The organism is Sphingobacterium sp. NGMCC 1.201703 (genome assembly GCF_047784615.1).
In the GTDB taxonomy this organism is placed as follows: domain Bacteria; phylum Bacteroidota; class Bacteroidia; order Sphingobacteriales; family Sphingobacteriaceae; genus Sphingobacterium.
In genome coordinates this window covers 833,413-857,615 of record NZ_JBLOHD010000001.1, presented here as the reverse complement: position 1 = coordinate 857,615, position 24,203 = coordinate 833,413, and the positions used below count along the sequence as shown (strand labels likewise).

The 24,203-nt window shown below is 38.8% G+C and carries 26 protein-coding genes; 16 read left to right on the top strand and 10 right to left on the bottom strand.

All coding sequences use genetic code 11. From position 1 onward, the window contains the following. Nucleotides 1–67 precede the first annotated feature (67 nt). Nucleotides 68–310 carry a hypothetical protein gene (locus tag ACK8HY_RS03540; protein WP_416132786.1) on the bottom strand — a complete coding sequence of 81 codons (243 nt, stop codon included), beginning with the start codon at nt 308–310 and terminating at the stop codon, nt 68–70. Nucleotides 311–1,072: 762 nt separating this feature from the next. Between ACK8HY_RS03540 and ACK8HY_RS03535 the strand changes: the two genes are divergently transcribed. After that, nucleotides 1,073–1,693 carry a hypothetical protein gene (locus tag ACK8HY_RS03535; protein WP_416132785.1) on the top strand — a complete coding sequence of 207 codons (621 nt, stop codon included), beginning with the start codon at nt 1,073–1,075 and terminating at the stop codon, nt 1,691–1,693. A gap of 41 nt (nt 1,694–1,734) precedes the next feature. Here ACK8HY_RS03535 and ACK8HY_RS03530 read toward each other — a convergent pair whose 3' ends face one another. Continuing rightward, the gene (locus ACK8HY_RS03530) at nt 1,735–2,133 is read right to left on the bottom strand and encodes an SRPBCC family protein (RefSeq protein ID WP_416132784.1); all 399 of its coding nucleotides are present in this window, start codon (nt 2,131–2,133) and stop codon (nt 1,735–1,737) included. 199 nt (nt 2,134–2,332) lie between these two features. Here ACK8HY_RS03530 and ACK8HY_RS03525 point away from each other — a divergent pair, with 199 nt between their 5' ends. Together ACK8HY_RS03525 and ACK8HY_RS03520 are read left to right on the top strand one after the other, a co-directional pair. Continuing rightward, on the top strand, nt 2,333–2,842 hold the full coding sequence (locus tag ACK8HY_RS03525) for a GNAT family N-acetyltransferase (protein ID WP_416132783.1): 510 nt from the start codon (nt 2,333–2,335) through the stop codon (nt 2,840–2,842). Next, nucleotides 2,839–3,684 carry a metallophosphoesterase gene (locus ACK8HY_RS03520; protein ID WP_416132782.1) on the top strand — a complete coding sequence of 282 codons (846 nt, stop codon included), beginning with the start codon at nt 2,839–2,841 and terminating at the stop codon, nt 3,682–3,684. Before ACK8HY_RS03525 ends, ACK8HY_RS03520 begins: the two co-directional genes overlap by 4 nt. Nucleotides 3,685–3,732: 48 nt before the next feature. On the opposite strand, the gene ACK8HY_RS03515 is transcribed toward ACK8HY_RS03520, so the two are convergent. Further along, nucleotides 3,733–4,314, bottom strand: coding sequence for a TetR/AcrR family transcriptional regulator (locus ACK8HY_RS03515; RefSeq protein WP_416132781.1), 582 nt, complete (start codon nt 4,312–4,314; stop codon nt 3,733–3,735). Between the two features lie 58 nt (nt 4,315–4,372). Here ACK8HY_RS03515 and ACK8HY_RS03510 point away from each other — a divergent pair, with 58 nt between their 5' ends. Both ACK8HY_RS03510 and ACK8HY_RS03505 read left to right on the top strand, forming a co-directional pair. After that, nucleotides 4,373–4,561 (top strand): hypothetical protein, encoded by a 189-nt coding sequence (locus ACK8HY_RS03510; protein ID WP_077435300.1) that lies wholly within the window; start codon nt 4,373–4,375, stop codon nt 4,559–4,561. A 569-nt stretch (nt 4,562–5,130) separates the two neighbouring features. Continuing rightward, nucleotides 5,131–5,421 (top strand): RNA polymerase alpha subunit C-terminal domain-containing protein, encoded by a 291-nt coding sequence (locus ACK8HY_RS03505; RefSeq protein WP_077435302.1) that lies wholly within the window; start codon nt 5,131–5,133, stop codon nt 5,419–5,421. 137 nt (nt 5,422–5,558) lie between these two features. Here the strand turns inward: ACK8HY_RS03505 and ACK8HY_RS03500 are convergent, their stop codons facing one another. After that, on the bottom strand, nt 5,559–5,984 hold the full coding sequence (locus ACK8HY_RS03500; RefSeq protein ID WP_077435304.1) for a cold-shock protein: 426 nt from the start codon (nt 5,982–5,984) through the stop codon (nt 5,559–5,561). Between the two features lie 286 nt (nt 5,985–6,270). On the opposite strand from ACK8HY_RS03500, the gene ACK8HY_RS03495 reads away from it, so the two are divergent. Beyond that, nucleotides 6,271–6,552: a GNAT family N-acetyltransferase gene (locus tag ACK8HY_RS03495; protein WP_077435306.1), complete on the top strand. Its 282-nt coding sequence runs from the start codon at nt 6,271–6,273 to the stop codon at nt 6,550–6,552. A gap of 55 nt (nt 6,553–6,607) precedes the next feature. On the opposite strand, the gene leuS is transcribed toward ACK8HY_RS03495, so the two are convergent. Beyond that, on the bottom strand, nt 6,608–9,391 hold the full coding sequence (leuS, locus tag ACK8HY_RS03490; protein WP_416132780.1) for a leucine--tRNA ligase: 2,784 nt from the start codon (nt 9,389–9,391) through the stop codon (nt 6,608–6,610). 218 nt (nt 9,392–9,609) lie between these two features. Here leuS and ACK8HY_RS03485 point away from each other — a divergent pair, with 218 nt between their 5' ends. Genes ACK8HY_RS03485 through ACK8HY_RS03465 form a run of 5 tightly spaced genes read left to right on the top strand, consistent with a single transcriptional unit; the run spans nt 9,610 to nt 13,308 of the window. Then, nucleotides 9,610–10,488: a cell division protein FtsX gene (locus ACK8HY_RS03485; RefSeq protein WP_077435310.1), complete on the top strand. Its 879-nt coding sequence runs from the start codon at nt 9,610–9,612 to the stop codon at nt 10,486–10,488. 2 nt (nt 10,489–10,490) lie between these two features. Further along, the gene (locus tag ACK8HY_RS03480; RefSeq protein WP_077435312.1) at nt 10,491–10,736 is read left to right on the top strand and encodes a DUF3098 domain-containing protein; all 246 of its coding nucleotides are present in this window, start codon (nt 10,491–10,493) and stop codon (nt 10,734–10,736) included. Between the two features lie 15 nt (nt 10,737–10,751). After that, a complete protein-coding gene (locus tag ACK8HY_RS03475) occupies nt 10,752–11,546 on the top strand; it encodes an undecaprenyl-diphosphate phosphatase (RefSeq protein WP_077435314.1) in 795 nt (264 codons plus the stop codon). A gap of 9 nt (nt 11,547–11,555) precedes the next feature. After that, nucleotides 11,556–12,278, top strand: coding sequence for a tRNA pseudouridine(55) synthase TruB (gene truB / locus ACK8HY_RS03470; protein ID WP_077435316.1), 723 nt, complete (start codon nt 11,556–11,558; stop codon nt 12,276–12,278). Between the two features lie 55 nt (nt 12,279–12,333). Then, the gene (locus ACK8HY_RS03465; RefSeq protein ID WP_077435318.1) at nt 12,334–13,308 is read left to right on the top strand and encodes a bifunctional riboflavin kinase/FAD synthetase; all 975 of its coding nucleotides are present in this window, start codon (nt 12,334–12,336) and stop codon (nt 13,306–13,308) included. A 189-nt stretch (nt 13,309–13,497) separates the two neighbouring features. Here ACK8HY_RS03465 and aroQ read toward each other — a convergent pair whose 3' ends face one another. Next, complete coding sequence (aroQ, locus tag ACK8HY_RS03460; RefSeq protein WP_416132779.1) at nt 13,498–13,917, bottom strand: type II 3-dehydroquinate dehydratase; 420 nt, start codon at nt 13,915–13,917, stop codon at nt 13,498–13,500. A 185-nt stretch (nt 13,918–14,102) separates the two neighbouring features. Continuing rightward, nucleotides 14,103–15,776: a gliding motility protein RemB gene (locus tag ACK8HY_RS03455; RefSeq protein WP_077435322.1), complete on the bottom strand. Its 1,674-nt coding sequence runs from the start codon at nt 15,774–15,776 to the stop codon at nt 14,103–14,105. Nucleotides 15,777–15,972: 196 nt separating this feature from the next. On the opposite strand from ACK8HY_RS03455, the gene ACK8HY_RS03450 reads away from it, so the two are divergent. The 4 genes from ACK8HY_RS03450 to ACK8HY_RS03435 all read left to right on the top strand — a co-directional run bounded on the left by ACK8HY_RS03450 (nt 15,973) and on the right by ACK8HY_RS03435 (nt 20,001). Further along, on the top strand, nt 15,973–17,388 hold the full coding sequence (locus tag ACK8HY_RS03450) for a glycoside hydrolase family 125 protein (RefSeq protein WP_077435324.1): 1,416 nt from the start codon (nt 15,973–15,975) through the stop codon (nt 17,386–17,388). A gap of 54 nt (nt 17,389–17,442) precedes the next feature. Beyond that, a complete protein-coding gene (gene murI / locus ACK8HY_RS03445; RefSeq protein WP_077435326.1) occupies nt 17,443–18,267 on the top strand; it encodes a glutamate racemase in 825 nt (274 codons plus the stop codon). A 68-nt stretch (nt 18,268–18,335) separates the two neighbouring features. Continuing rightward, nucleotides 18,336–18,581, top strand: a complete 246-nt coding sequence (locus ACK8HY_RS03440; RefSeq protein ID WP_343560067.1) for a hypothetical protein — start codon at nt 18,336–18,338, stop codon at nt 18,579–18,581. Nucleotides 18,582–18,750: 169 nt separating this feature from the next. Further along, complete coding sequence (locus ACK8HY_RS03435) at nt 18,751–20,001, top strand: PQQ-dependent sugar dehydrogenase (protein WP_416132778.1); 1,251 nt, start codon at nt 18,751–18,753, stop codon at nt 19,999–20,001. A gap of 553 nt (nt 20,002–20,554) precedes the next feature. On the opposite strand, the gene ACK8HY_RS03430 is transcribed toward ACK8HY_RS03435, so the two are convergent. Beyond that, a complete protein-coding gene (locus tag ACK8HY_RS03430) occupies nt 20,555–20,683 on the bottom strand; it encodes a hypothetical protein (RefSeq protein ID WP_262507815.1) in 129 nt (42 codons plus the stop codon). Nucleotides 20,684–20,727: 44 nt separating this feature from the next. Next, on the bottom strand, nt 20,728–21,201 hold the full coding sequence (gene rlmH / locus ACK8HY_RS03425) for a 23S rRNA (pseudouridine(1915)-N(3))-methyltransferase RlmH (RefSeq protein ID WP_416132777.1): 474 nt from the start codon (nt 21,199–21,201) through the stop codon (nt 20,728–20,730). Nucleotides 21,202–21,338: 137 nt separating this feature from the next. On the opposite strand from rlmH, the gene ACK8HY_RS03420 reads away from it, so the two are divergent. After that, nucleotides 21,339–22,232: a DUF3078 domain-containing protein gene (locus ACK8HY_RS03420; protein WP_077435334.1), complete on the top strand. Its 894-nt coding sequence runs from the start codon at nt 21,339–21,341 to the stop codon at nt 22,230–22,232. Nucleotides 22,233–22,360: 128 nt separating this feature from the next. On the opposite strand, the gene dnaB is transcribed toward ACK8HY_RS03420, so the two are convergent. Next, entirely contained in the window at nt 22,361–23,974 is a 1,614-nt protein-coding gene (dnaB, locus tag ACK8HY_RS03415) for a replicative DNA helicase (protein WP_077435336.1), read from the bottom strand. Nucleotides 23,975–24,203: the final 229 nt, after the last annotated feature.

Sequence of the window (24,203 nt, the reverse complement as noted above, 5' to 3'; positions counted from 1 at the left end):
TAGAATACTTTACAAGAATTACATAAATTAAAAAATAATGTAAAAAACAGGACAAAAGCTACGGTTTTCAACTAAAAAAGAGCTTGGATAAAATTTTATCCACACCTTTTTCTCCAATACAACAACCTTCCCTACATCGAGTCAATCTAAAAATATCATCTTTCAACTGCTGTATATTTCTACTGCGCTTTGCTTGCTTGCTTGCTTGCTTGCTTGCTTGCTTGCTTGCTTGCTTGCTTGCTTGCTTGCTTGCTTGCTTGCTTGCTTGCTGCTTGCTTGCTTCAGACGAAACAACTTCCACAACTTCCAAACGAAGGGACTAAACGATCATCCGCAGCTCGCCCCAGCCTGCATCACAGCTACCCTTTATTTAACCGCATTTTTAAGCGATACAAAACATTTACGGACAAAAGAGCAGCAAGACATAGCTTAAACGAAATAATGTCTTAAAAGCCATAGAAAGCGGATAGAAACCGATCAGCTTGCTTAGCACAAAGGATCAGCCGCAGATAGGTACAGCACACATTACAACCGCCTTTCATATAACCGTATTTTTAAGCGATACAAGCCTCTTGCGAACGACAAGCGTACCCAAGATATAGCGCAAACAAAAGATGTCTTAAAAAGCATAAAAATAGAACTACTCCAAATAGCTATTAAAAAATAGGCGAACATCAACAGTTACCCCTCAGCTTGTATTGCCCCGCCCTTACGTTAACGATATGTTTTAAGCGCTACAAGCGCTTCATGTGTAATACCAGCAGATTTACCACATAGAAAAACAGTGAGGAAATAATTAAAAAAGACAAAACAAATTATTCTTCAGCATAATAACAGCATCTAAATAAACAGAAAAATCACATCCATAAAACACAATTCAAATCATAAAGACCAGACAACACAGAATTTTAAAAAACAGATTCAAGCAAAAAGTCTCGCTTCTTTTTATCTTTGCCTTACAATGTAATTCATTATATGCATAATTATTCGCCTGAAGACAGCTTATTTCTGCAGATCGAGATCAATTATCTCTCATCTACTTTGCTACATCCAGACACTATTCATTTATTATATGGAAAGCTATCCATCTGATCACAGTTCTTTTTTACAAACCGAGATACGAAAAATCAAGAAAATCCGCAATGCAGGTATTGGACTATTTATAGCAATGTTTCTTCTTTGCTATGGCTTTTTCTTCTATGTTTTCTTGGATAAGTGGACAGCTGCTTCAGATAAACTGACTTTTTTTTACAAGTCCCTCCCGCTCTTGAGTACATTGTTCGTCTATTTCGGAGTTCTATTCGGCGGGCTCTGCTGGTTTGTTTATGCAAAAAATCAGAAATTTATTATTGTCCTACGCTGTCTCAATAGTCGCGACCTTGCTATTTATCAACGATACACCCAAAGACTTGTCCGTATCTATGCAAGCATTGCTCCTTATCTTTTTCAGGAGCACGAGCTTGTATTTTTTCCTTTTTTTGGAAATAAAAAAATTCCGATCAGTCAGATTCACCGTATAGAGACCAAGATTATACGGAACCACCGTGGCCCGAATAGTTTTCGCATCTATTTTTACAATGAATTCTCCAAGATTCATCAGGTGACAATGAACCAAAGAGGTGCATTCGATTTTCTACAGGAACAGCTTTTAGAGGAAAACCCGCACCTCAGCATAATTTCTAGAAATCATTAAGTTCCTTACCCACAGCCAGCATGTAAAAAGTATCCTCCACCCTACCCTTCGATATAACAGCTATAATCTCCGGATTCGGCAACCAGCTTGATGATATGATTGCGTTCTTCGAGAAAGCGTCTCATATAACCTGCCAGGAAAGACCATTCGGCAAACCGCCCCAAAAGCCCTAGGGGTGCCCTAAAATTAAATACATCCCGCATCAACACGGTACCATCAGACTGCTCATCAAAAACATGCTGATGATCCATGGACTGAAATGCCCCCTGTATCATTTTATCTTCGAAAAAATAAGGTTTTTCCATTTTTGTGATCCGCACAGTCAACGTTTGATATACCCCCAGATGTCTTGCCCGCCACTGAACGGTCTGTCCGGCTTCGATCAGCCCACTGGTCACACCTGCTATCGCTTTCTCGTTTGTCTTACCAGTCGAATACATGTGCAGATCTATACTGCGGGGCAAGGTCAAAAACAATCGCTATAGGCGCGTTTACAATGGTATCTAAGATAAGTGTTGGCATAAAATCTTACTATCGGTGAATTCGGAACAAATTTCGTAAAAAACACGAATTTCTTAGGAAAGCGGCCAACAATTATCTAATTTAACCCTCCAATCTAATATCAAGAACAAGAAGGCTATGATCACATTGCTTCCATTTGAAGAAGCTGACTTTGACCGCTTCAAATCCTGGATCAGATCTCCAGAAGAACTCCTGCAGTTTGCAGGTCCATATTTTTCATTTCCAGTGACTGATGAACAATTAAAAAAGTATATTGACGATCCCAGACGCCGTCCCTATAAAATTGTCAGTACAGAAACGCACAACGTTATCGGACATTGTGAATTGAACTTTGAAAGAAGTATACCGCGACTATCCCGCATATTGATTGCTGACAATACGGAAAGAAATAAGGGCTATGGTAAGAAAACCATTAATGCGATGCTGAAACTCCTTTTTATCGATGATATATACGATAAAGCAGACCTAAATGTGTTCGAATGGAACAGCAGTGCAATAAAATGCTATGAAGGCGTGGGATTTGAAATCAACGAAAGCATCACATCCGAAACCTCCATTGGAAATGAAATTTGGAAAGGTCTCAATATGCAGATTACAAAATCGGACTGGATAGCCAAAACACAATGAAGAAGAAACGTTTTTTTAAGAAAGCCTTTATTACCCTGACCTTAATCGCTGCACTGCTTGGTTATTATGCCTGGCAGATCGAACCACATTGGGTCAGATTCGACCAGTTAAAACTCCCGATAAAAAACCTTCCCGAAAACCTTGAAGGGAAAACGCTGGTTCAGATTTCGGATATCCACATCGGCGACTATGTCAGTAAAGATTTTATCAAAAACAACTTCGCGAAAGTTGGTATAACACATCCGGACATTATTGTTTACACAGGCGATTTTGTCCGATTGGTCCACAATACCCTCCCACTCGCTGATCTCGACGAAGTCATGCAATTAGCCCCAAAAGGAAAGCTACAGACATTGGCCATTTTGGGAAATCATGACTACGGACGGGCTTTTAAGGATGGTGCTGCAGCTGACTCGATCACTGCATTATTAACAAAGTATCGTATTACCGTTTTAAGAAACGAAAGTTTGCAAATAAATGGCCTCCGTATCTATGGCATGGACGACTATTGGGGAACAAACTTTGACCCTGTAAAAACTATGCAGAACTACAACCCTAACCAAGCGAGCCTTGTCCTCTGCCACAACCCCGATGTTGCGGATCTGGATGTATGGAACGGCTATGAAGGCTGGATTTTATCCGGACATACACATGCTGGACAAGTTCGGATACCATTCCGGGGTTCTCCCATTATCCCCGTCTCGAATAAAAACTATGATCAGGGCATTAAGAAAGTTTCCGGAAACCGAACGCTCTATATCAACAGGGGCCTTGGTCATAGTATCCCTATCCGCTTTAATGCACGTCCCGAAATAGCCATTTTCACCTTAACAAAGGGCTAAGATCAGGGATACGGCCTAGTTTAACGCTTTCATAGACATAATATCGAATTAAATGAGGTATGGGTAAAAAGCAACCGCTATCGTTTGACGATAGTCTTCCAAGGCATCCGATTCAAATCGACCGCCCAATACCGCAAAACTCGAATACCAGAAATCTGATATAATAAAAATCTGACGTACAAAACCCTTCAGAATGGCTATTGGTATATCCTGTCTAAACATCCTCAATTTGGAGTAGTGCTCAAAGAGGGAAATAAACTGTTCCTCACGTCGTGCAACAAGAGTCCGGTAGGCATCCCCAATAGCAGGTATCCAAGTACAGATCTCGACAAAATTGACAAAAATAAACTTATATTTATTGATTAACTGATAAGATCCCTTGGTAAATTCCAGCAATAAATCCTGAAATGTCACATCTTTCTTTTGAAACAAAACCATCATTTGGTCATAATCGTTCCTGAGCTGCTCAAAGACAGTAAAGATAATATCTTCTGTATGTTTGAAGTGATAATGTAGATTTCCCGCACTAATACCCATTTCCTGCGCAATCTGCCGTGTGGTAACGGTACGTATCCCTTCTTGATTATATAAACTTAATGCTGTATCAATAATTTTTTCTTTCGTATTCATGACACAAAATTAGAACAATTGTTCTAATTTTGTGTCATGAATAATAAATGAAGATCATATGAATGGCGAAAAGAAAGGAAACTGGCTAAAAAATCAATACCTTGATCTAAAGCAAACGCTTATTCCAGCCCATCCAAATGATGGCCCTTGGAAGAAATTCGGTAAACAGACAGCTTTTTTTATGTTTTTAACTTTGATGGTATGCGGCGCAATTGCCATGTTGATCGCCATTTCGTTTGCGCACTAGTAAAGAATCTTTTTGACGGTCTATTTATTTTCTATTGGTTATGCTGGTTCTTTATTCGATTTACACGGTTACAGCATTTCCCTATTCCATTTTTAAACAATTGGCTTACGGATTTTGCATTTGTTCCTATTATTGCTCATGTCGCATCTATCATAGGAAGCTTTCTATTCAATAAAGGAAAACCGCATGGATATCCTTTATACCAAATTTGGATTATATCGGCGATCGTATCACTATTGTTTGAGTACGTGATGCCTAACTACACAGACTATAATACGGGAGATCCGTATGATGTCATCGCTTATTTTATGGGAGGATTATTTTACTTCTTATTCCATCAGCCCCGTTATATCAGAAAAAGTTCAGATAGAACCAATCATATTGTTTGCAGCCAAAATTAAAGCACAACTGATAAAAATACGTTCTGGAACAATATAGAATATACGTTCAGAAAAATCCTGCTCAAAGCCACTACAGAATATCTTATCGGTAAACAGACCTTCAATAGCAAAAAAACTATAATTGAAAAATAGTGTTGATATTGTAATTAATTAGCAGATATAGGTCATATGACAAGAATCAAAACCAAAAGAACATGTAGTAATGGGCACAGCTTCTATAAGAGTACAGATTGCCCAACCTGTCCAATATGCGAAAAGGAAATGAAACCTGAAGATGGTTTTCTAGCTCTTTTGAGTAGCCCCGCTAGAAATGCACTGTTAAACCATGGTATAGATCAACTTGAAAAGCTGGCTCAGCACTCGATAAAGGACCTATTGAAGCTCCATGGTCTTGGAAAAGCTTCCTTGCCCCTGTTAAGTCAGGCATTAATGGAAAAGGGATTAAAATTTAAGGAGTAGACTGCCCCAAAGACCATTCTGTGAGTTGACAACAAAAAAATAAGCCCTCGATTAGCTTCCATCTAGTTTCTCGCTACTTAGAAGTGCTTGAGGGCTTTATCGTTCAACGCTTTTAACACAAGCGGAATTTTCGTTTATTAATATTCAATCAAAACTTCAGTTACCTGAGCACCCTGTTTTGCACTCTTGAACTTGAACTTAACTTTTTGATTCAGGTTTAATTTTTGCCCAACAAGTCGATCATTGAAATAAATAGATTGTTGCGTCTCATTATCTCTGATGAACCCATAATTGGAATCGGTATTGTAATGGACAACTTTTCCGAAGGAATAGTCATCTTGATGATTGGAAGCCATACTTGGGCTCTCCCCTTCTTTTAATTTGATTGCAGGTCTATCTGAGATATTCCCATGCTCATCAACATAAGCAAACAATTCTTCCAAAGATTTTCCTTTGTCGTTGTTGGTTTTGTTGAATTCTTTTTTCTCAATCTTTTGTTGTTTTTTGAGTAATTTCTTTTTTTCTCGTTCTTTTTTGTTAAATGTAATTTGGCTTTTGCTCATTCAATATGGATTAAAATAAAATGTTCCCGAGGAGGTTTCGGACCTTTAGAGCTTTGTTGAAAAGATAAAAATGCGAGGTGTTCTAAGGAGATAATTGCAAAGGTACGAAAAAAATAGAAGAAATCCATGACATCCCCATTAGCCCCAGCAACTCTCTCTGCCTAAACTATAAGAAATCGTGGTCCCTGGGCGACAGACCTATCGTCTATAATACCGCAGCACCACAAAAATTGAAGGTTTTCATAAAACAAAAATATCTTTTGGACGTTATTTTGAAAAAAACACTATGGAAGTAAAAAATATCGAAAGAGATGACAGAGGTAATTTCATTGCTGAAGTGGAAAATAACGAAGCCGGAATACTCGAATATACATGGCAGAACGAAAACGAATTCTCCATAGACCACACGGAGGTTTACGACGAATATAAAGGGATGAGTGTCGGCAAAAAACTCGTCCTTGAAGCGGTGGATTATGCCCGTAAAAACGAAGCGAAGATTATCCCAAACTGTCCTTACGCAAAATCAATTTTTGATAAAACAATTGCTTTTCAGGACGTATTGGCATAAAAAAGCCATTTTATCCTGGTGATAAAATGGCTTTTATTTTTAATAGTTGTATGTACTAAGCGACGATATTGATTATTTTTCCTTTTACAAAAATAATCTTCTTAATGGGCTTACCGTCAAGATGTCTTTGTACATCTGCGTGTGCCCTGATCGTCTCTTCAACAGTTTGTTGATCCAAATCAAGTGCTAGTGACAGATTAAACTTCATTTTGCCATTGAAAGAAACCGGATATGCAAATTCAGACTCAACCAGATATTCCGGTTTGAACGTAGGATAAGTTGCTTGGGAAAGCGTACCCGCCTCGTGCCCTAATAAGTTCCATAGCTCCTCCGTAATATGTGGTGCATACGATTGAAGAACGATAACAAGCTGCTCCAATATCTGGCGCTTATTGCATTTCAAATCGGTCAATTCATTCACACAGATCATAAAAGCGGAAACCGAAGTATTAAACGAAAAGCGTTCAATATCATCCTCCACTTTCTTGATAATCTTATGCAAAGCCTTGAACTCCGCTTTTGAGGGTTCTTCATCCGATACATTAAAATTACCTTCGGCATCGTGAAACAGGCGCCAAACTTTCTTTAGAAACTTATAAACCCCTTCTATACCATTGGTATTCCAAGGCTTGGCTTGCTCCAACGGCCCCAAAAACATTTCGTAAAGACGTAAGGTATCAGCGCCATACATCTCAATAATATCATCTGGATTAACGACATTGAATTTCGACTTGGACATTTTTTCCACCTCACTGCCACAGATGTATTTACCGTTTTCCAATACAAACTCCGCGTTTGCAAAATCAGGTCTAAAATTTTTGAATTTTTCCAGATCCAATACGTCATTCGACACGATATTGACGTCCACATGCAGCGGGATAGTGTTGTACTCATTTCGCAATCCATAAGATACAAATTGATTTGTCCCTCTGCCTTCTTCATCAAGTACACGGTAGACAAAATTCGAACGCCCTTGAATCATACCTTGGTTGATCAATTTTCGGAAAGGCTCTTCCTCATTATGATAACCGAGATCTTTTAAAAACTTATTCCAAAAACGTGAATATAACAAGTGACCTGTAGCATGTTCTGAACCGCCAATGTATAAATCAACGGCTTTCCAGTAGTCAACCGCTTCTTTTGAAGCAAAGTTACCCTCATTTTTTGGATCCATGTATCTGAACCAATACCATGAAGAACCTGCCCAACCTGGCATTGTACTCAACTCATATTCATACTGATCCTCATATTTCCAGTCTTTAGCACGTCCCAAAGGAGGTTCCCCAGACTCTGTTGGCAAGTATTTATCAACCTCAGGTAATAATAGAGGTAGTTCTTCTTCTTTAATAAGGTATGGTAGACCATTTTTAAAGTAGACTGGAACAGGTTCGCCCCAATAACGTTGACGGCCAAAAATCGCATCGCGCATGCGGAAGTTGATCTTTGCTTTACCTAATTTCAATTCTTCCAGCTTGGCAATCAGCGCAGGCACAGCCTCCTGATAGGTCATACCGTTGATGAAATCAGAATTGATGTATTTTCCATCTTTATTCGGATCAGCTTCTTCTTCAATCTGCTGTGTATCCGAAATCGGGATAATTTCTAAATTAAAATGTTTAGCAAAAACATAATCACGTTGATCGCCACTAGGTACAGCCATAACCGCTCCTGTGCCATATCCCGCCAAAACATAATCTGCAATCCATATCTGTACGTCCCGGCCTGAAATAGGGTGCTTAGCATAAGCCCCTGTGAAGGCTCCCGATACTGTTTTGGTATCGGCCATACGATCTAGTTCAGATTTTTTTGCCGTCTTGTCAATGTAAGCCTCTACTTCCGCTTTTTGCTCAGGGGTAGTCAACGATGCCACCAATTCATGTTCAGGTGCAAGAACGATAAATGAAACGCCAAAAATGGTATCCACACGTGTTGTAAAAACTTCAATGGAGGTTTCTAGTTGCGGAACGGGGAATTTAACCGAAGCTCCAACCGATTTACCGATCCAGTTACGTTGCATTTCAACCAATGGCTCTGGCCAATCAATGGTATCCAAACCTTTCAACAGCCGGTCGGCATAAGCTGTAATGCGCATGGACCATTGCATCATCTTCTTTTGCTCCACAGGATAGCCGCCACGCTCCGAGACGCCGTTAATTACTTCGTCATTGGCCAATACTGTTCCCAAAGCGGCACACCAATTGACCGTGCTCTCGCGCAAATACGCAATACGATATTTTAACAACTCACGTTGTTGTTTTTCTTCATCAAAAGCTTTCCATTCTTCCGAAGTAAAATCCAGCACGTCTTCGTCAGAAACAGCCTGAATAGCTGTAGAACCACTTGTAGAAAATTTCGCAATCAATGTGTCGATAGACTCCGCTTTATCCGTCTCTTTATTATACCAGGAATCGAATAATTTCATAAAAATCCACTGCGTCCATTTATAATAGTCGGATTCAGAAGTACGGACTTCTCTACTCCAGTCATAAGAGAAACCAATGTTGTCCATCTGTTCGCGGTAGCGACTGATATTTGCTTCGGTTGTAACCGCAGGATGTTGCCCCGTTTGGATAGCGTATTGTTCCGCAGGAAGTCCAAAGGAATCATAACCCATTGGATGCAAAACGTTGAAGCCTTTTAGTCGTTTATATCGTGAAAAGATATCCGAAGCAATGTATCCCAGTGGATGACCAACATGCAGTCCCGCCCCAGATGGATAAGGAAACATATCCAACACATAGTATTTTGGCTTCTGGTGCGTATCTGATGTTTTATAGGTTTGATGATCCGCCCAAAACTTTTGCCACTTTTTCTCTAATGATTTGTGATTATACTCCATTTTTGTTCGTAAGGAATTTTTATGACTTGCGAAATTACGATTTTAATACTGAAATGTGATAAAAGTTTTGTAGTTTGAACAATAAATTCTAGTATTGAAAAGTTATTTAAACATAGGTAGAAAACAAAATTCGAATTGATTTTTATCAAAGTAATTACAAGATAAATTCGAAATCTTCCGCTCAATTAGTTACTTTCGCAAATAAATTTTTGCTTATTATGTCAGAATACGAATTAAGCACACAAAAAAGAAAAACAAAGTCTGTATATGTATCCACGGTCATCAGTATTGCGCTGGTGCTATTGGTAACAGGTATGTTGGGCTTACTATTGGTGCACGCTAAAAATCTTTCAAAGTACGTTAAAGAAAACATTGTCCTGAATGTCATTGTAAATGATGGCACCAGTGAAGGTGATGTGCTTTCTTTGCAAAAAGATCTTGAAAAAGACCCTTATGTCCTTCGCTCGGTGTATATCAGCAAGGAAATTGCTGCGAAAAACCTGAAAGAAGATCTAGGCGAAGATTTTGTACAGTATCTTGGACACAATCCTTTATTACCATCATTGGATGTCTATATGAAGGAAAATTATGCTAATACTGATAGCATCAAAACATTCATCGAAAAAATCTCTAAAAACAACAAAATAAAAGAGGTTGTCTATCAGGAATCACTGATTGATATGGTCAATAAAAACGTGCGGATCATTGGGATGATCGTTTTGGCATTTGCCGTGATCTTATTGATCATTGCTGTTGCCTTAATCAATAATACAATACGTTTGGCCATTTATTCGCAGCGTTTCTTAATTAAAAGCATGCAGTTAATTGGTGCGACCAAGAATTTTATTCGTAAACCTTTTATCACCTACGGCATTATACATGGTTTATTAGGTTCACTGATTGCAATTCTACTATTGATATTGACCCTTAAATTAGCGCAACAACAGATACCAGAATTGGTCTTTTTACGCAACTGGTTTGAGTTTGCTGTCATCTTCCTAGGTGTTATCTGCATCGGGATTTTAATCTCTGGCCTTAGCACTTACTTTGCTGTAACGAAATATTTAAAAGCTCAATCTAACGATTTATATAGATAAAAATGGCTCAAATAAAGAAAACAACTGAATCTGTAAATAAAGGTTCCTTCGTATTTTCCAAAATAAATTATCAGCTTTTCATAGCTAGTTTGGTTATTGTGGTTATCGGCTTCGCATTGATGTCCGGAGAGAGTGATATTTATAGCTTTACCAAAATTACCTTAGCACCTATTGTCGTTGTTCTAGGCTTTGCCTTAGGCTTTGTAGCGATTTTATATCGTCCCAAAACAACGAAAACTGAAGAATAACTTTATTAAAAACAGATGTCTATTATTGAAGCTATAATCCTTGCTATTATCGAAGGATTAACGGAGTTTTTGCCTGTCTCCTCCACAGGTCATATGATTATAGCAACGGCGTTGATGGGTATCCAACCCTCAGCCTTTGTTAAGTTATTTACGATTGTCATTCAACTGGGAACAATATTATCTGTTCTTGTTTTATATTATAAGCGTTTCTTTAAATCGCTTTCATTTTATTATAAGCTGGTGATTGCGGCTATTCCGGCATCGGTGCTGGGTTTACTTTTTAACGATTACATCGATTCACTTCTGGAAAGCCCGCTAATGGTTGCCATCATGCTGGTCATTGGTGGCGTTGTTTTACTCTTTGTGGACAAATGGTTTAATAAGCCTATTGTTGAAGATTCGGACAACGTTTCCTACAAGCAAGCCTTTATGATCGGTGTATATCAGTGCCTTGCATTAATCCCGGGTACTTCCAGATCTGCAAGTACCATTATCGGTGGTATGGCTGAAAAATTAACCCGTAAAGCAGCTGCAGAATTTTCATTTTTTCTCGCTTTACCGATGATGTTTGGCGCATCGGCTGTTAAACTTCTAAAATTCTTCAAAGAAGGAAATTCCTTTACAGGCGAGGAACTAAATCTTCTTATCGTTGGTAACTTAATTGGTTTTGTTGTTGCAATTATTGCCATTAAATCTTTTATTGGGTTTTTAACAAAATATGGCTTTAAGGCTTTCGGATGGTATAGAATAGTTGTTGGAATTATTATTTTGGCACTACTTCTTTCTGGTCACAGTTTACAAATTATCTAAAATTTTTTCATGGAAAATAACGAGGTTGGTGAAAGCTCAGCAAGGTTTAATTTTGCTGATGGTGAAATGTTGTTGATTGATAAACCTTTGACATGGACAAGTTTCGACGTTGTTGGTAAAGTCAGAAACTCACTGAAACCATTGAAATTAAAAGTTGGCCATGCAGGTACGTTGGACCCCTTAGCAACGGGATTACTGATCGTCTGCACAGGTAAGTTGACAAAGAAGATCGACGCTTATCAGGCCGAAGACAAGGAATATACAGGAACAATTACATTGGGCGGAACCACCCCCTCCTATGACCTGGAAACCGAAATAGACGAGACATTTCCGATCGATCATATTACCGAACAAATGATCTTTGATGCTGCAAAGACTTTCGAAGGCGATATTCAGCAATTTCCGCCAGCGCACTCGGCCATAAAAATAAATGGTGAGCGCGTCTACGAGAAGGCCCGCCGCGGGGAAGAAGTCGAAATAAAATCCCGTCAGGTGCGGATCAACAGCTTCGAAATCGAGAAGATAGAACTTCCGAATGTGTATTTTCGCATTTCTTGTTCAAAGGGCACTTATATCCGATCATTGGCGTACGACTTTGGAAAAGTATTGCATAGCGGATCCCACTTGAGTTCGTTGAGACGTACCAAAAGTGGTGATTATCATGTTGAAAACGCCTGGAATCTTGAACAGCTTATCGCCGAAATAAAACGTCATAAGGAAATCATTAAATAAGCCCATCGGTACAGTTTATTGATTCTTTATCTTATTTTTGCAAAAAATCCTATAAATGAAAATCTACAGAAGTTTAGAAGATTTCTCCCCCGTTGAAAATGCAGTAGTTACCATTGGTACTTTTGATGGTGTCCATATCGGTCATCAGAAAATATTAGTCCACTTAAAGGAGGCTGCTCAAAAAATTAACGGTGAAACCATATTACTTACTTTTTTCCCGCATCCGCGATTAATTATTAATCCAGATGATGATAGCTTACGTTTAATAAATGATATTGAGGAAAAAGTAAGTCAACTGGGTAAGGTCGGTATTGACCATCTTATCATTATCCCCTTTTCCCGAGATTTTTCCAATCAAACTCCTGAAGAATATATCAGCAATGTGCTCGTAGGTAAATTGGGTACAAAGAAAATCGTTATCGGATATGACCACCATTTCGGAAAAGATCGTAAAGGCACATTGGGCGATCTGGAACAGTTTGCTTCCATATTTGACTATAGTGTAGAAGAAATTCCTGAACAGGATATCAATGATATCGCTGTCTCCTCTACCCGTGTGCGTGAAGCGCTTATTAAAGGCGATATCAAAACAGCTAATCTATACTTGGGTTATCCGTTTGAGTTAACGGGCACAGTCATCAGGGGAGATCAAATTGGCCGGACAATCGGTTTTCCTACCGCCAATCTACAAGTGCATGAACCGCATAAGTTAATTCCTGCTTATGGGATATATGCGGTTGAAGTTTATATCTACGATCATATCCAGAATATCACTACAGGCGAATATAAGGAAGAAAAGCCTATTTCTATTGCCAAAGGGATGGGATATATCGGCACGAGACCTACCGTCGACGGAATGAACCGTGCCATTGAAATCAGTCTATTTGATTTTGACCAGGACATCTATGGGAAGACACTCCGTGTCAAATTCCTTCATTTTATCCGACATGATGAACGTTTTGGGTCACTTGAAGAAATGAAAGCGCAGATCAAAGCAGATGAAATCGCAATAAGAGATCTTATTGCATAAAATCTGAGGACAATATATATAAAGCAAAAGAGCGGGAATTCCCGCTCTTTTGCTTTATATATAACCTATTATTAGCTTCCTTATTGCTTTCGCATAATCCGCTTATTTCATTGTCTTATTTATTCCCCACTTTCATCGCCCCTGCTCCACTTGACAAATTCCCAGCATATCCAAATACCTGTTGTATTTTTAAACTAAAAGCGCTTCGATACCAAGTCTATAACTATCTAATCCAAAACCACAGATCACACCCTTACAATTTTTAGCCAGAAAAGAATGATGTCTAAACTCCTCGCGTTGATGGACATTGCTGATATGGACTTCAATGACTGGCGTCTGAACCGCTGCAATCGCATCTCCAATTGCAACGGAAGTGTGCGTATATGCACCAGCATTCATTACAATTCCATCGTATTCAAAGCCGACCGCATGAATTTTATCAATTAATATTCCTTCGGAGTTGCTCTGAAAATATTCCAAATGAACTGCTGTAAAGCGTTTTTTCAACTCCTCGAAATAACTCAGAAAATCCTGACTTCCATAGATTGACTTTTCTCTAACCCCTAAAAGATTTAAGTTCGGGCCATTTAATACAAGGATTTTTTTCATCGGTATTTAGTGATTTTTTCTATATTTTTCTATTAGACAATACGCTATTGCTGCCGTTACGTTGTAAATGATATAAATTGGTTCATTAAACAAGAAACATCATGATTATACATTCCTTTGTACGGCCTGATTAATCATGATGTTCAGATAAGCTCAGTAATGTGCTTCAAATATATAAAAACTTCCTATAAATCATTATAGATTGCTCTAAAGCTTGAACGAAGTCCAAATGTAACCACACCTGATTTATTCACGACCGGAGTATCATACTGTGCTTTCGCATAGCGCTGCATATAACCCAATTCTAAACGAAGATTGTATTTAGGATTAAGGACATACGCTGCTTTCGCATCCGCATAATAGATATTATTTTTTATCCCTTGCGCGATATGGTTTCCATACATATTTGGAATGGTGTTATACGATTGAAAGATATTTCCGCCCATATTAGTTCCGTCAGGTAGATCCAATCCATTCTGTGTATACATTCCCTGTAATGAAAAGTCCCATCTGTCCCAGGCATAGTTTACGAGACCGACCAACTCTCTAAAGTTAGCTCCTTTCGGGTGTGCCAATGGCTCGGCATTGTTACTGTAATTGGAATAAGATTTAAAGTGCGCATAGGTATAGGGTCTAGCCGTATTATACTCCGCAAGGAAGTTGAGGTTTTTAACGCCAAACATATCATAACCTCTTACCCCTAACTGTGCCCCCCATTTGTTATGGGCGTAACCATTACCCGCAAAAAATTCCTTGGCCGTAAATTCGCCTAATAAAAACTGACCATATACAGTCAGGTTATAAGGTAATTTATATTTTGAAGTGGCTCCTAGGAACATTTTATCCGGTGAAGATCGACTGTTACTTTCAACAGGACGTATGAAAATAATCGGGCTTATGTAACTAAAGTCAAAACCTCTCTTTCCAGCGTCATCCTGTGCTGCCCAAACAACAGACTGGAAAAATCCCACAGATAATTTATTGGTCACATTCCAATCCAAATATTGGAATGCCCCCCATTTCTTACCGTCACCCAAACGTTTATTTACTTGTCCTTCCATCGGATAGATACCGGTCATATCTTGTCTCGGATGTGTCGGATCATTCATATAGGCCCAGATGGAGGTGTACTGCACATTGCCGATTGTACCGGTCAGCTTAAGATGGGCATAATTGGATGAAAAGTCAGAAAGCAGCATCGAGCGGTAACCATCCCCAATAAAGTTTTTATCGTAAGCTAAGGTCGCTTGAATATACTTGTGCGCATCATAGGTCATACTTGCTGTCGCATACATCCAGTCCATTTTATTTTTAGACTGAAATTTGGTATTTCCCTGACCAGGAATTACTTTATTAGCGACAATATAATCGTCAAGATACTTGGGAAAAACAGCTTGGCTCTCAAAAGCCGAAGAATTAAACGTAAATTTATTGCCTACATTCAATCCCACCTGAAATCCTCTGCCATTCATCCATGTACGACGTTTATCTCCTTGCATGTCTTTTCCGATATACATATCCGGCAAAAAATCCGCATAGAATGTATAATCATCTTTCTCCACTTGAACCAAATGCTCATTAAAGATCTTACGCATAAACCAATTTGATGAGGAAACTGGTTTATTGGATTGAATCGAGTCAAATTTGGCCAATAACAGAGAATCCTTAATGACAAAGGGTTTGGCTGATGTATGCATTCTCGTTTCAGTAGAATAAACGACATCGTTCATTTTCTGATAAAAGTGATACGAATAAGGCTGACTTTTAATTTGTCCAAAACCTGCAAACGAGACACCTACCCCGATGCCTGCCAGCACAATTCGAAGTAAATTATTTTTTTTTGATATATTAAGCCCCATAAAATTATTTCAAAGATTATTTCTTCTAGCAAAATGCATTCCTAACTGCAAATTAACCGAATAAAAATGACTTTATTAACATCTGTAGTCAATTTTATGATGCTAAAACGTATTTGCTGTTCGTTATATTCAAAAATATTTATATCTTGCATCTTTGTAAATAACCTTGTATAACAAAAAATCAGCCCTAATAAGCATGAAACGCAGAACATTTATCCAAAATGCAACCTTATTGACAGCAGGTGCATTTGCAAGCAAATTTTCATTTGCTCAGGAACATTCTTTTCCTACTGTACGTACAGCGAAAGAAAAACGACTTTTTTCGAGTAAAGTAATTGAAGATGCCATTATAGAGTTTCAAAAAAATGTCAAAAACAGAGAACTGGCCTGGTTATTTAACAATTGCTTTCCAAATACGTTGGATACAACCGTGTTTCCTTATGTTGAAAATGGCAGAAACTATACCTACGTTATTACGGGAGATATCGATGCCATGTGGTTACGTGATAGTAGTGCACAGGTATGGCCCTATCTTCCTTTCATGAAAAGAGATAAAAAACTACAGAACCTCATTGTAGGATTGATACAGAAGCAAAGTAAATGCATCAACATTGACCCTTATGCCAATGCATTTTATAATGATCCAACAAAAAAAGGGGAATGGTTCAGCGATCATACCAGCATGAAACCTGGAATTCATGAACGAAAATGGGAAATCGACTCACTATGTTACCCAATCCGATTAGCTTATCACTACTGGAAGGAAACAAATGATAGCAGCCCATTCAATGAAGAGTGGTTAGAAGCACAACACAAGATCTACCAAACTTTTGTTGAACAGCAACGTAAAGATAATTTAGGTCCTTATAAATTTGAGCGGACAACATCTAGAGGCTCCGACACACTACAAGTAGACGGTTATGGCTATCCTGTAAATCCGGTAGGCTTGATCTGCTCAAGCTTTAGACCTTCGGACGACTCAACGATCTTTTCGTTCCTAATTCCCTCCAACCTATTTGCGATTGTCAGCTTGAGACAAGCTGCTGAAATTCTTAAAAAGGTCAAAAACGAACAAACGCTTTCGGCGAAAATGGAATCCCTCGCAAATGAAGTTGAAGCTGCTGTAAATAAATACGGCATCATCGATCATCCGACTTTAGGCAGGATATATGCTTTTGAAGTAGATGGTTATTCAAGTCACCTGATGATGGATGACGCTAATATACCCAGTTTATTAGCACTGCCTTACTTAGGAGCAGTGGACATCAATGACGAGGTATATCAACGTACCCGTAATTTTGTATTGTCGGATAAGAATCCATTCTTTTTTAAAGGTACCGCAGCTGAAGGGATCGGCGGCCCACATATCGGTCGTGATATGATTTGGCCAATGTCCATTATTATGCGTGCACAGACCTCAACAAACGATGAAGAAATCCGCAACTGCATCAAAACGTTGGTGAGTACACACGGTGGAACGGGATTTATGCATGAATCGTTCCATAAAAACGATCCAAAAAAATTCACAAGACATTGGTTTGCCTGGACCAATACATTATTTGGCGAATTAATTTGGAAATTATACAAAGAGAAACCATCTTTGCTTCAATAAAACTGAAGCTGATAACGCAATGTTATAGGTGGATGTTACTTATAGCATTGCGTTATGGATAATACTCTAACTTCTGGTCCCATTGGAATTTTTGATTCAGGCTATGGTGGCCTTTCTGTATTTAAAGAAATTCAGCAACTCCTACCCCAATATGATTATATTTATTTGGGGGACAATGCACGCGTTCCCTATGGTACACGCTCATTTGAAACCGTATATAATTACACCAAGCAGTGCGTATTTAAACTATTTGACCTAGGCTGTAATCTCGTTATCCTAGCCTGTAACACCGCCTCTGCAAAGGCGTTAAGAACAATTCAGCAAAACGATCTTCCGCCGGGGAAAAAAGTACTTGGAGTCATCAGGCCTACGACTGAGATTATCCATAATTACACGAAAACAAATAAAATAGGTATTCTGGCAACAACCGGAACCGTAAAATCTGAATCGTATAAGATTGAGATACATAAATTTAATCCTGAAATTGAAGTTTTTCAACACGACTGTCCTTTTTGGGTTCCGCTCGTCGAAAATAATGAGATCAATACGGAGGGGGCACATTATTTTGTCCAAAAAGACCTTCATGAGCTGCTACAGAAATCTGACCAGATTGATACTATCGTATTAGCCTGCACACATTACCCTTTACTATTACCGGTCATCGAAAAATATGTCCCGAAAAATGTCAATATTATCTCGCAAGGGCCTATTGTTGCGCAGAGTCTGCAAAACTATCTTAGCCGTCATGCAGAAATAGAAGCATGCTGTTCAAAAAATGGCCAATTGGCCTTCTATACCACAGATGATCCCAGGGATTTTGAAACCAAAGCAAAAATATTCTTTGGGAAACATGTAGATGCCAGTCATATCAGTGTTTAAAAATAAAAAGCTGCGAATTCTTAAAACTTTTATGCTTTACCTTTCGTTATCAGGTAAAGGAGTGTAGAATGAAAAAGAATTTTGTAACGATAGCATACAATCAAGAAACACAGCATTGTGAGTCAAAAGAGTTTTCAACTTTCCAGGAAAGTGCGGACTATTTTAAGACCTTTGAAACATCCGCTCAGCCAAATTATATTCCTGTATGTGTCTATAATTTAAGCACAGATGCAATATTAGAGGTAAGCGATTATTTTGTCAATAAGGACAATGAATTACAACAGATATTAAATCACTGTCTGAACACGCTCTAGTTCTCCTTAAAAATACCCCCCAAAAAAAGATGGAATTGTATCCCATCGTCCCCACTGTGGGTTTGTGGCAGGATGTCGATAAATTTATTACATTATATCAAACCTCATTTCAATTAATTTTTAATATCTTCAAGCTAATAATCAGACCAAAAAAAACAAGTCATTAATAATGAAGAATAAACTGACAATAAGCCTCTTAACAATAGCGATAGGCTTGACTGCCTGCAACTCCAATCATGCGAACTCAAGTGCCGGATCAGATAGCACAGCTAACTCTACGGATACCACAAGCTACCCTCCAGTAGAGACACAAAAAGCGAACTCGGATTACAAACCTGCTTTTGCCGGACAGACTCGAATTGCAGGCGCTAAAACAAAGACAGCCTTTGAGGGCAAGGTTATCGCTGAAGGATTAAAATCTCCTTGGGGGATTGTAGCGCTACCGGATGGCAGATTACTGATTACGGAGAAAGAAGGTGACATGCGTATGGTGGCTGCCGATGGTAAATTAAGCGAACCGATAAAAGGTATACCCGCTGTCAATGCCAGCGGCCAAGGTGGATTGCTCGGTCTACGGCTCGACCCGAATTTTGGTTCAAATCGTATGGTATATTGGGTGTTTGCGGACAATACACCCGCAGGGACATTAACGGCTGTTGCCAAAGGTAAACTTTCAGCCGATGATAAATCAATCGAAGACGCCAAGGTCATTTATCAAGCTACACCGGCTCATAAAGGCAATCTGCATTATGGCGGACGTATTGTTTTTGATAAAGAAGGAAATATTGTCTTCAGTACGGGAGAACGTTCCGATTTAGAGACAAGGCCTTTGGCTCAGGATTTAAATGCTGCGCTAGGGAAGATTTTGCGCATTACAAAAGATGGGCAGCCTGCATCTGGTAATCCGTTTGTCGGAAAAGCCAATGCACGACCAGAGATTTATAGTTATGGACATCGCAATCCGCAAGGGCTTGCTTTCCATCCTGAAACCGGGGATTTATGGGAGACTGAATTTGGCCCTCGTGGTGGAGACGAACTCAATCGGATTCAAGCTGGTAACAATTATGGTTGGCCAACCATAACCTACGGAATCGAATACAAAGGTGATAAAGTCGGTGCTGGTATACAGCAAAAAGAGGGACTTGAGCAACCAGTCTATTACTGGGACCCGGTACTTTCTCCTAGTGGGATCACATTTTATACTGGACAAAACATACCTGAATGGAAAAACAACCTCTTTATATGCGGATTAAGTAGCACCCATATTTCCAGAATTATTTTGAAAGATAACAAGGTTGTTGGTGAAGAAAGACTATTGGGCAATGAAGGTCAGCGATTCAGGGATATTACACAGGGGTCTGATGGCGCATTATATGCCATTACCGATCTTGGTAGACTCTATAAAATAGATAAAAAATAAGTATGATACTGCACTGGGGCGTTCCAAAGGATACGCCCCGTTTTTCTTTAGCTGTATTGATATACCCAAGCTATTTATTTCAAACATTTGAATTTCACATGCTCGCATTCAGATTAGGAACCTTATACTGCAATTAATTCCGCTCGCTGAATACGAGGCGATGAAGATGTTCTGGCCCACTGCTCCTATTTTATTTCTCCAGCGCTAAATCTCAAAAGAGTAATTTATCAAAGGCAATTTGACATGATCTAAAGTTTGGCTTGATTATTGAAGATATGTTGTCGAAACAATAAATTATTATATGGTAAAAAAAGAAAAAATGAAAAAATTATTAGAAATTACCCCCCTATCATTCTATATGACCAACTGGGGATTTATCAACAACACCGAACCCAAAAGAACGCGCAAAACCTCCCAACCTTCTCCAAAAAATTAAGCGTTCTCTTCCAACAATTTCAATTAAATTTACTAAAATCATCTGCTGATATCCTCCATACGGATATTAAGTAAGAGATTTATTCTTTTACTTAATCCGTAATTAGAGGATATCAAATTATGCAAAATAAATTGCCAATAAAATCACAATAACGATACAGGCTATCATGATGTATTTGTTCAATTGGCTATTTTTCTCTCCTTCGTCACTTTTATAGTGATAATCACGTTTGTTCGGCAAATTCATAAGTCTGTTTTTATTCATGATGAAGTTACGGACTTTTTTCCATATTATTCATGATGATAAGGTTCACCCTTCATAATTGAAAACGCCCGGTAAAGTTGTTCAGTAAAGAATAAACGGATCATCTGATGTGAAAATGTCATTTTTGACAAGGACATTTTGGAACAGGCACGGTCATAGATCTTTTGGTCAAATCCGTAAGGCCCTCCAATAATAAACACCATATGTTGCACACTATTGATCATCATTTTCTCCAAATAAGCAGAAAAATCCAAGGAGCGAAACTCTTTACCGAACTCATCCAAGAGAATTACCATATCCTGTGGCTGCAATTGTTTTAAAATCAACCCGGCCTCTTTATCTTTCTGTTGCTCCTCAGAAAGACTTTTGCTATTTTTAATATCAGGTATCACAACAATATTAAAATTAACATAGAACTTGAGTCTTTTGATGTATTTATCGATCCCTTCGATCAAATATTTATCATCAGTTTTTCCAATACAAAGTAACGTTATTTTCATAGTATCAATCAAGTCCCCAAAGTTCCGATTTTATTTAAAATATACGTAAACAAAAAGCCACAAAACAATAAACAATATTATTCGTTTAGTAATAGAACATTTATTTTCGCAAAATATGCACAAAAACCAAATTTAATATGAAAAAAATTAAATCGATCTTTCTTATTGCCTTAAGTTTAATTAGCTTTCGAAGTTTCAGCCAAGAAGTCCCCACAGATACCGCCAAAACATGGACAATCAAAGGTGAAAACACTTTTTTGATCAACCAAAGTTCTTTCTCCAATTGGGCTGCAGGGGGTGTCAATTCATTTTCAGGAAATCTAACCTTAAATTATGATTTCAATTATAAGAAAGACAAATGGTCCTGGGACAACAAAGTATTAGCAGCCTATGGTTTAACTTTCCAAAAGGAATCTGACTGGCGCAAAAACGATGACAGATTGGTATTGAACAGCTTACTTGGACATAAAGCCTCAGCATATTGGATGTATACCTTTTTCTTGAACTTTAACACACAATTTGCCGATGGATTTGATTATACCAAAACTCCCAAAGAGCGTATTTCACGATTTCTAGCGCCAGCATATTTGAGCTTTGGGCCGGGTTTTGCCTATAAGAAATCTGACAATCTGCGATTTAATTTGTCTCCGGCGGCGGTAAGATTTGTTTTCGTTAATGACACACTCCTTTCTACGCGATATGGACTTGATCCTGGCAAGAAGGTAAGGACAGAATTTGGCGCCTCTTTTGATGCTTATTACAAAGTAAACCTTATGGAAAATGTTTCCTTTGAAAATATCTTGAAACTCTATTCAAATTACTTGGATAAGCCACAGAATGTTGATATTGATTACACCGCAAACCTCTTTATGAAGGTCAATAAATTCATCACTGTAAATGCAGGTGTACAGATGATCTATGATGACAATACAGCCATTCCGATTATTAAAGAAGGAAAAGAAATTGGGAAAAGAAACTCCGCTTTACAGATCAGACAGATCGTCGGAGCTGGGGTGACTTACAAATTCTAGCTGCCTAAAGCGAAAGCATACAACTATCCATCAGACTACAACAAAGAAAGAGTAACCTTTGATCAATAAAAACGCCGAAATAGTATATTTCGGCGTTTTTATTATGAATATTGATGTAAAATTACAGATTAAAAAGGCGCGTCGTCGGGCATATCATTCATACGGGAAGGCATCGTAATGCCCCCACTAAAGCCTGCTCCACCGAAGTCATCCCCAAAGTTTGGCGACGGATTCAATGCCGATGCAGAAAATGTAGTTGGCGCATCTCCAAAGCCATCTGCACCTCCCATTCCGGAAAACTCATCTTCAAGATCGACGAATTTAACGAATTTACCAACAAATCGAAGCGGCACAATCCCTGTTTCACCATTACGGTGCTTGGCAATAATAACTTCACCAACACCGGCTGTCGGGCGTCCCTCTTCATCTTCGGTCAAACCATAGTACTCTGGTCTATATAGGAAAAGTACCATATCGGCGTCCTGCTCAATAGATCCAGATTCACGCAAATCCGATAGCATCGGTCGCTTACTATTTCCAGGTCTGGATTCCACCGCACGACTCAATTGAGATAGGGCTAAAACTGGAATATTTAACTCTTTTGCAACAGATTTCAAAGCGCGGGAAATACTACCGATCTCTTGCTCACGATTACCACCGCCTTTACCTTCCGCTTTACCATGCATCAGCTGCAGATAATCGACGATCACCATCTGGATATCGTACTGGGCTTTCAGACGACGGCATTTTGCTCTAAATTCAAAGACGTTCAGTGCCGGTGTATCATCGATAATAATCGGAGCATCTGTCAATCGGCCGATACGTGAATGCAATTGCTGCCATTCGTGATCGGCAAGATTTCCTTTTTTCAATTTTTCTTGTTCAATTTCGGTTTCACCCGCAATCAGACGATTAACCAGCTGAACAGAGGACATCTCCAGCGAGAACACAGCAACAGCTTTACCGTGTTCTACGGCTGCATTTCGCGCGACAGACAATACAAACGCCGTTTTACCCATCGCTGGACGAGCGGCGATTATCACTAAATCAGAGGGCTGCCAACCGGAAGTCATACGGTCTAGCGCGGTTAACCCTGAGGGCACACCGGTAAGACCATCTGTACGGTCGCGCAACATCTCCAGATTCGAGATAGCCTCACGCATAATATCATCCATTTTACGGGAGTCTCTTCGCAAGTTATTTTGTGCGATATCAAACAAACTCTTTTCGGCATGGTCCAATAGATCGAAAATATCCGATGTCTCATCATAAGAGCTATTGATAATTTCAGTAGAAACTTTGATCAGCTCCCTTTGAATATATTTTTGCGAAATAATACGCGCGTGATACTCAATATTGGCAGCAGAAACAACCCGATCTGTAAGCTGTGTAATATAATAAGCCCCCCCTACCATTTCGAGCGCACCCATTTTACGCAACTCGGAGGTAACTGTCAAAATATCGATCGGCGAGGTTTTTTGAAATAAGCCGAATATAGCTTCGAAAATTTTCTGATGTGATTCTTTATAAAAAGACTCCGGCTTTAAAATATCAATAATCTCACTTAGCGCATTTTTTTCAAGCATCAATGCCCCCAAAACAGCCTCCTCAAGATCTACTGCCTGGGGCGGTAGCTTACCCAAGCCGCTTACCATGTTGTTTAATTTGGTCCGGCGCTCACCATAACTACCTCTTTTGTTATTATCCGTATTATTCGCTTCAAAATTGCTCTCGTTCATCATGATATTATATCAGAAATATAGCTTCCCAGCTCTTAAATTTAAGACGGGATAACAAATGTATAAAAAATAAAATTCACAGAGACGTTGAATTACAAACAGCATAATTAGTCCCTCAGGCAACAACTGTTAAAACGCTTTGAAGGACACAGTTTTACAGCAACACTTTTCAACACACCTTGTGGAAAACATGTTGAAAATAAAAAATAAGCACTTAAAATCAATGCATTAA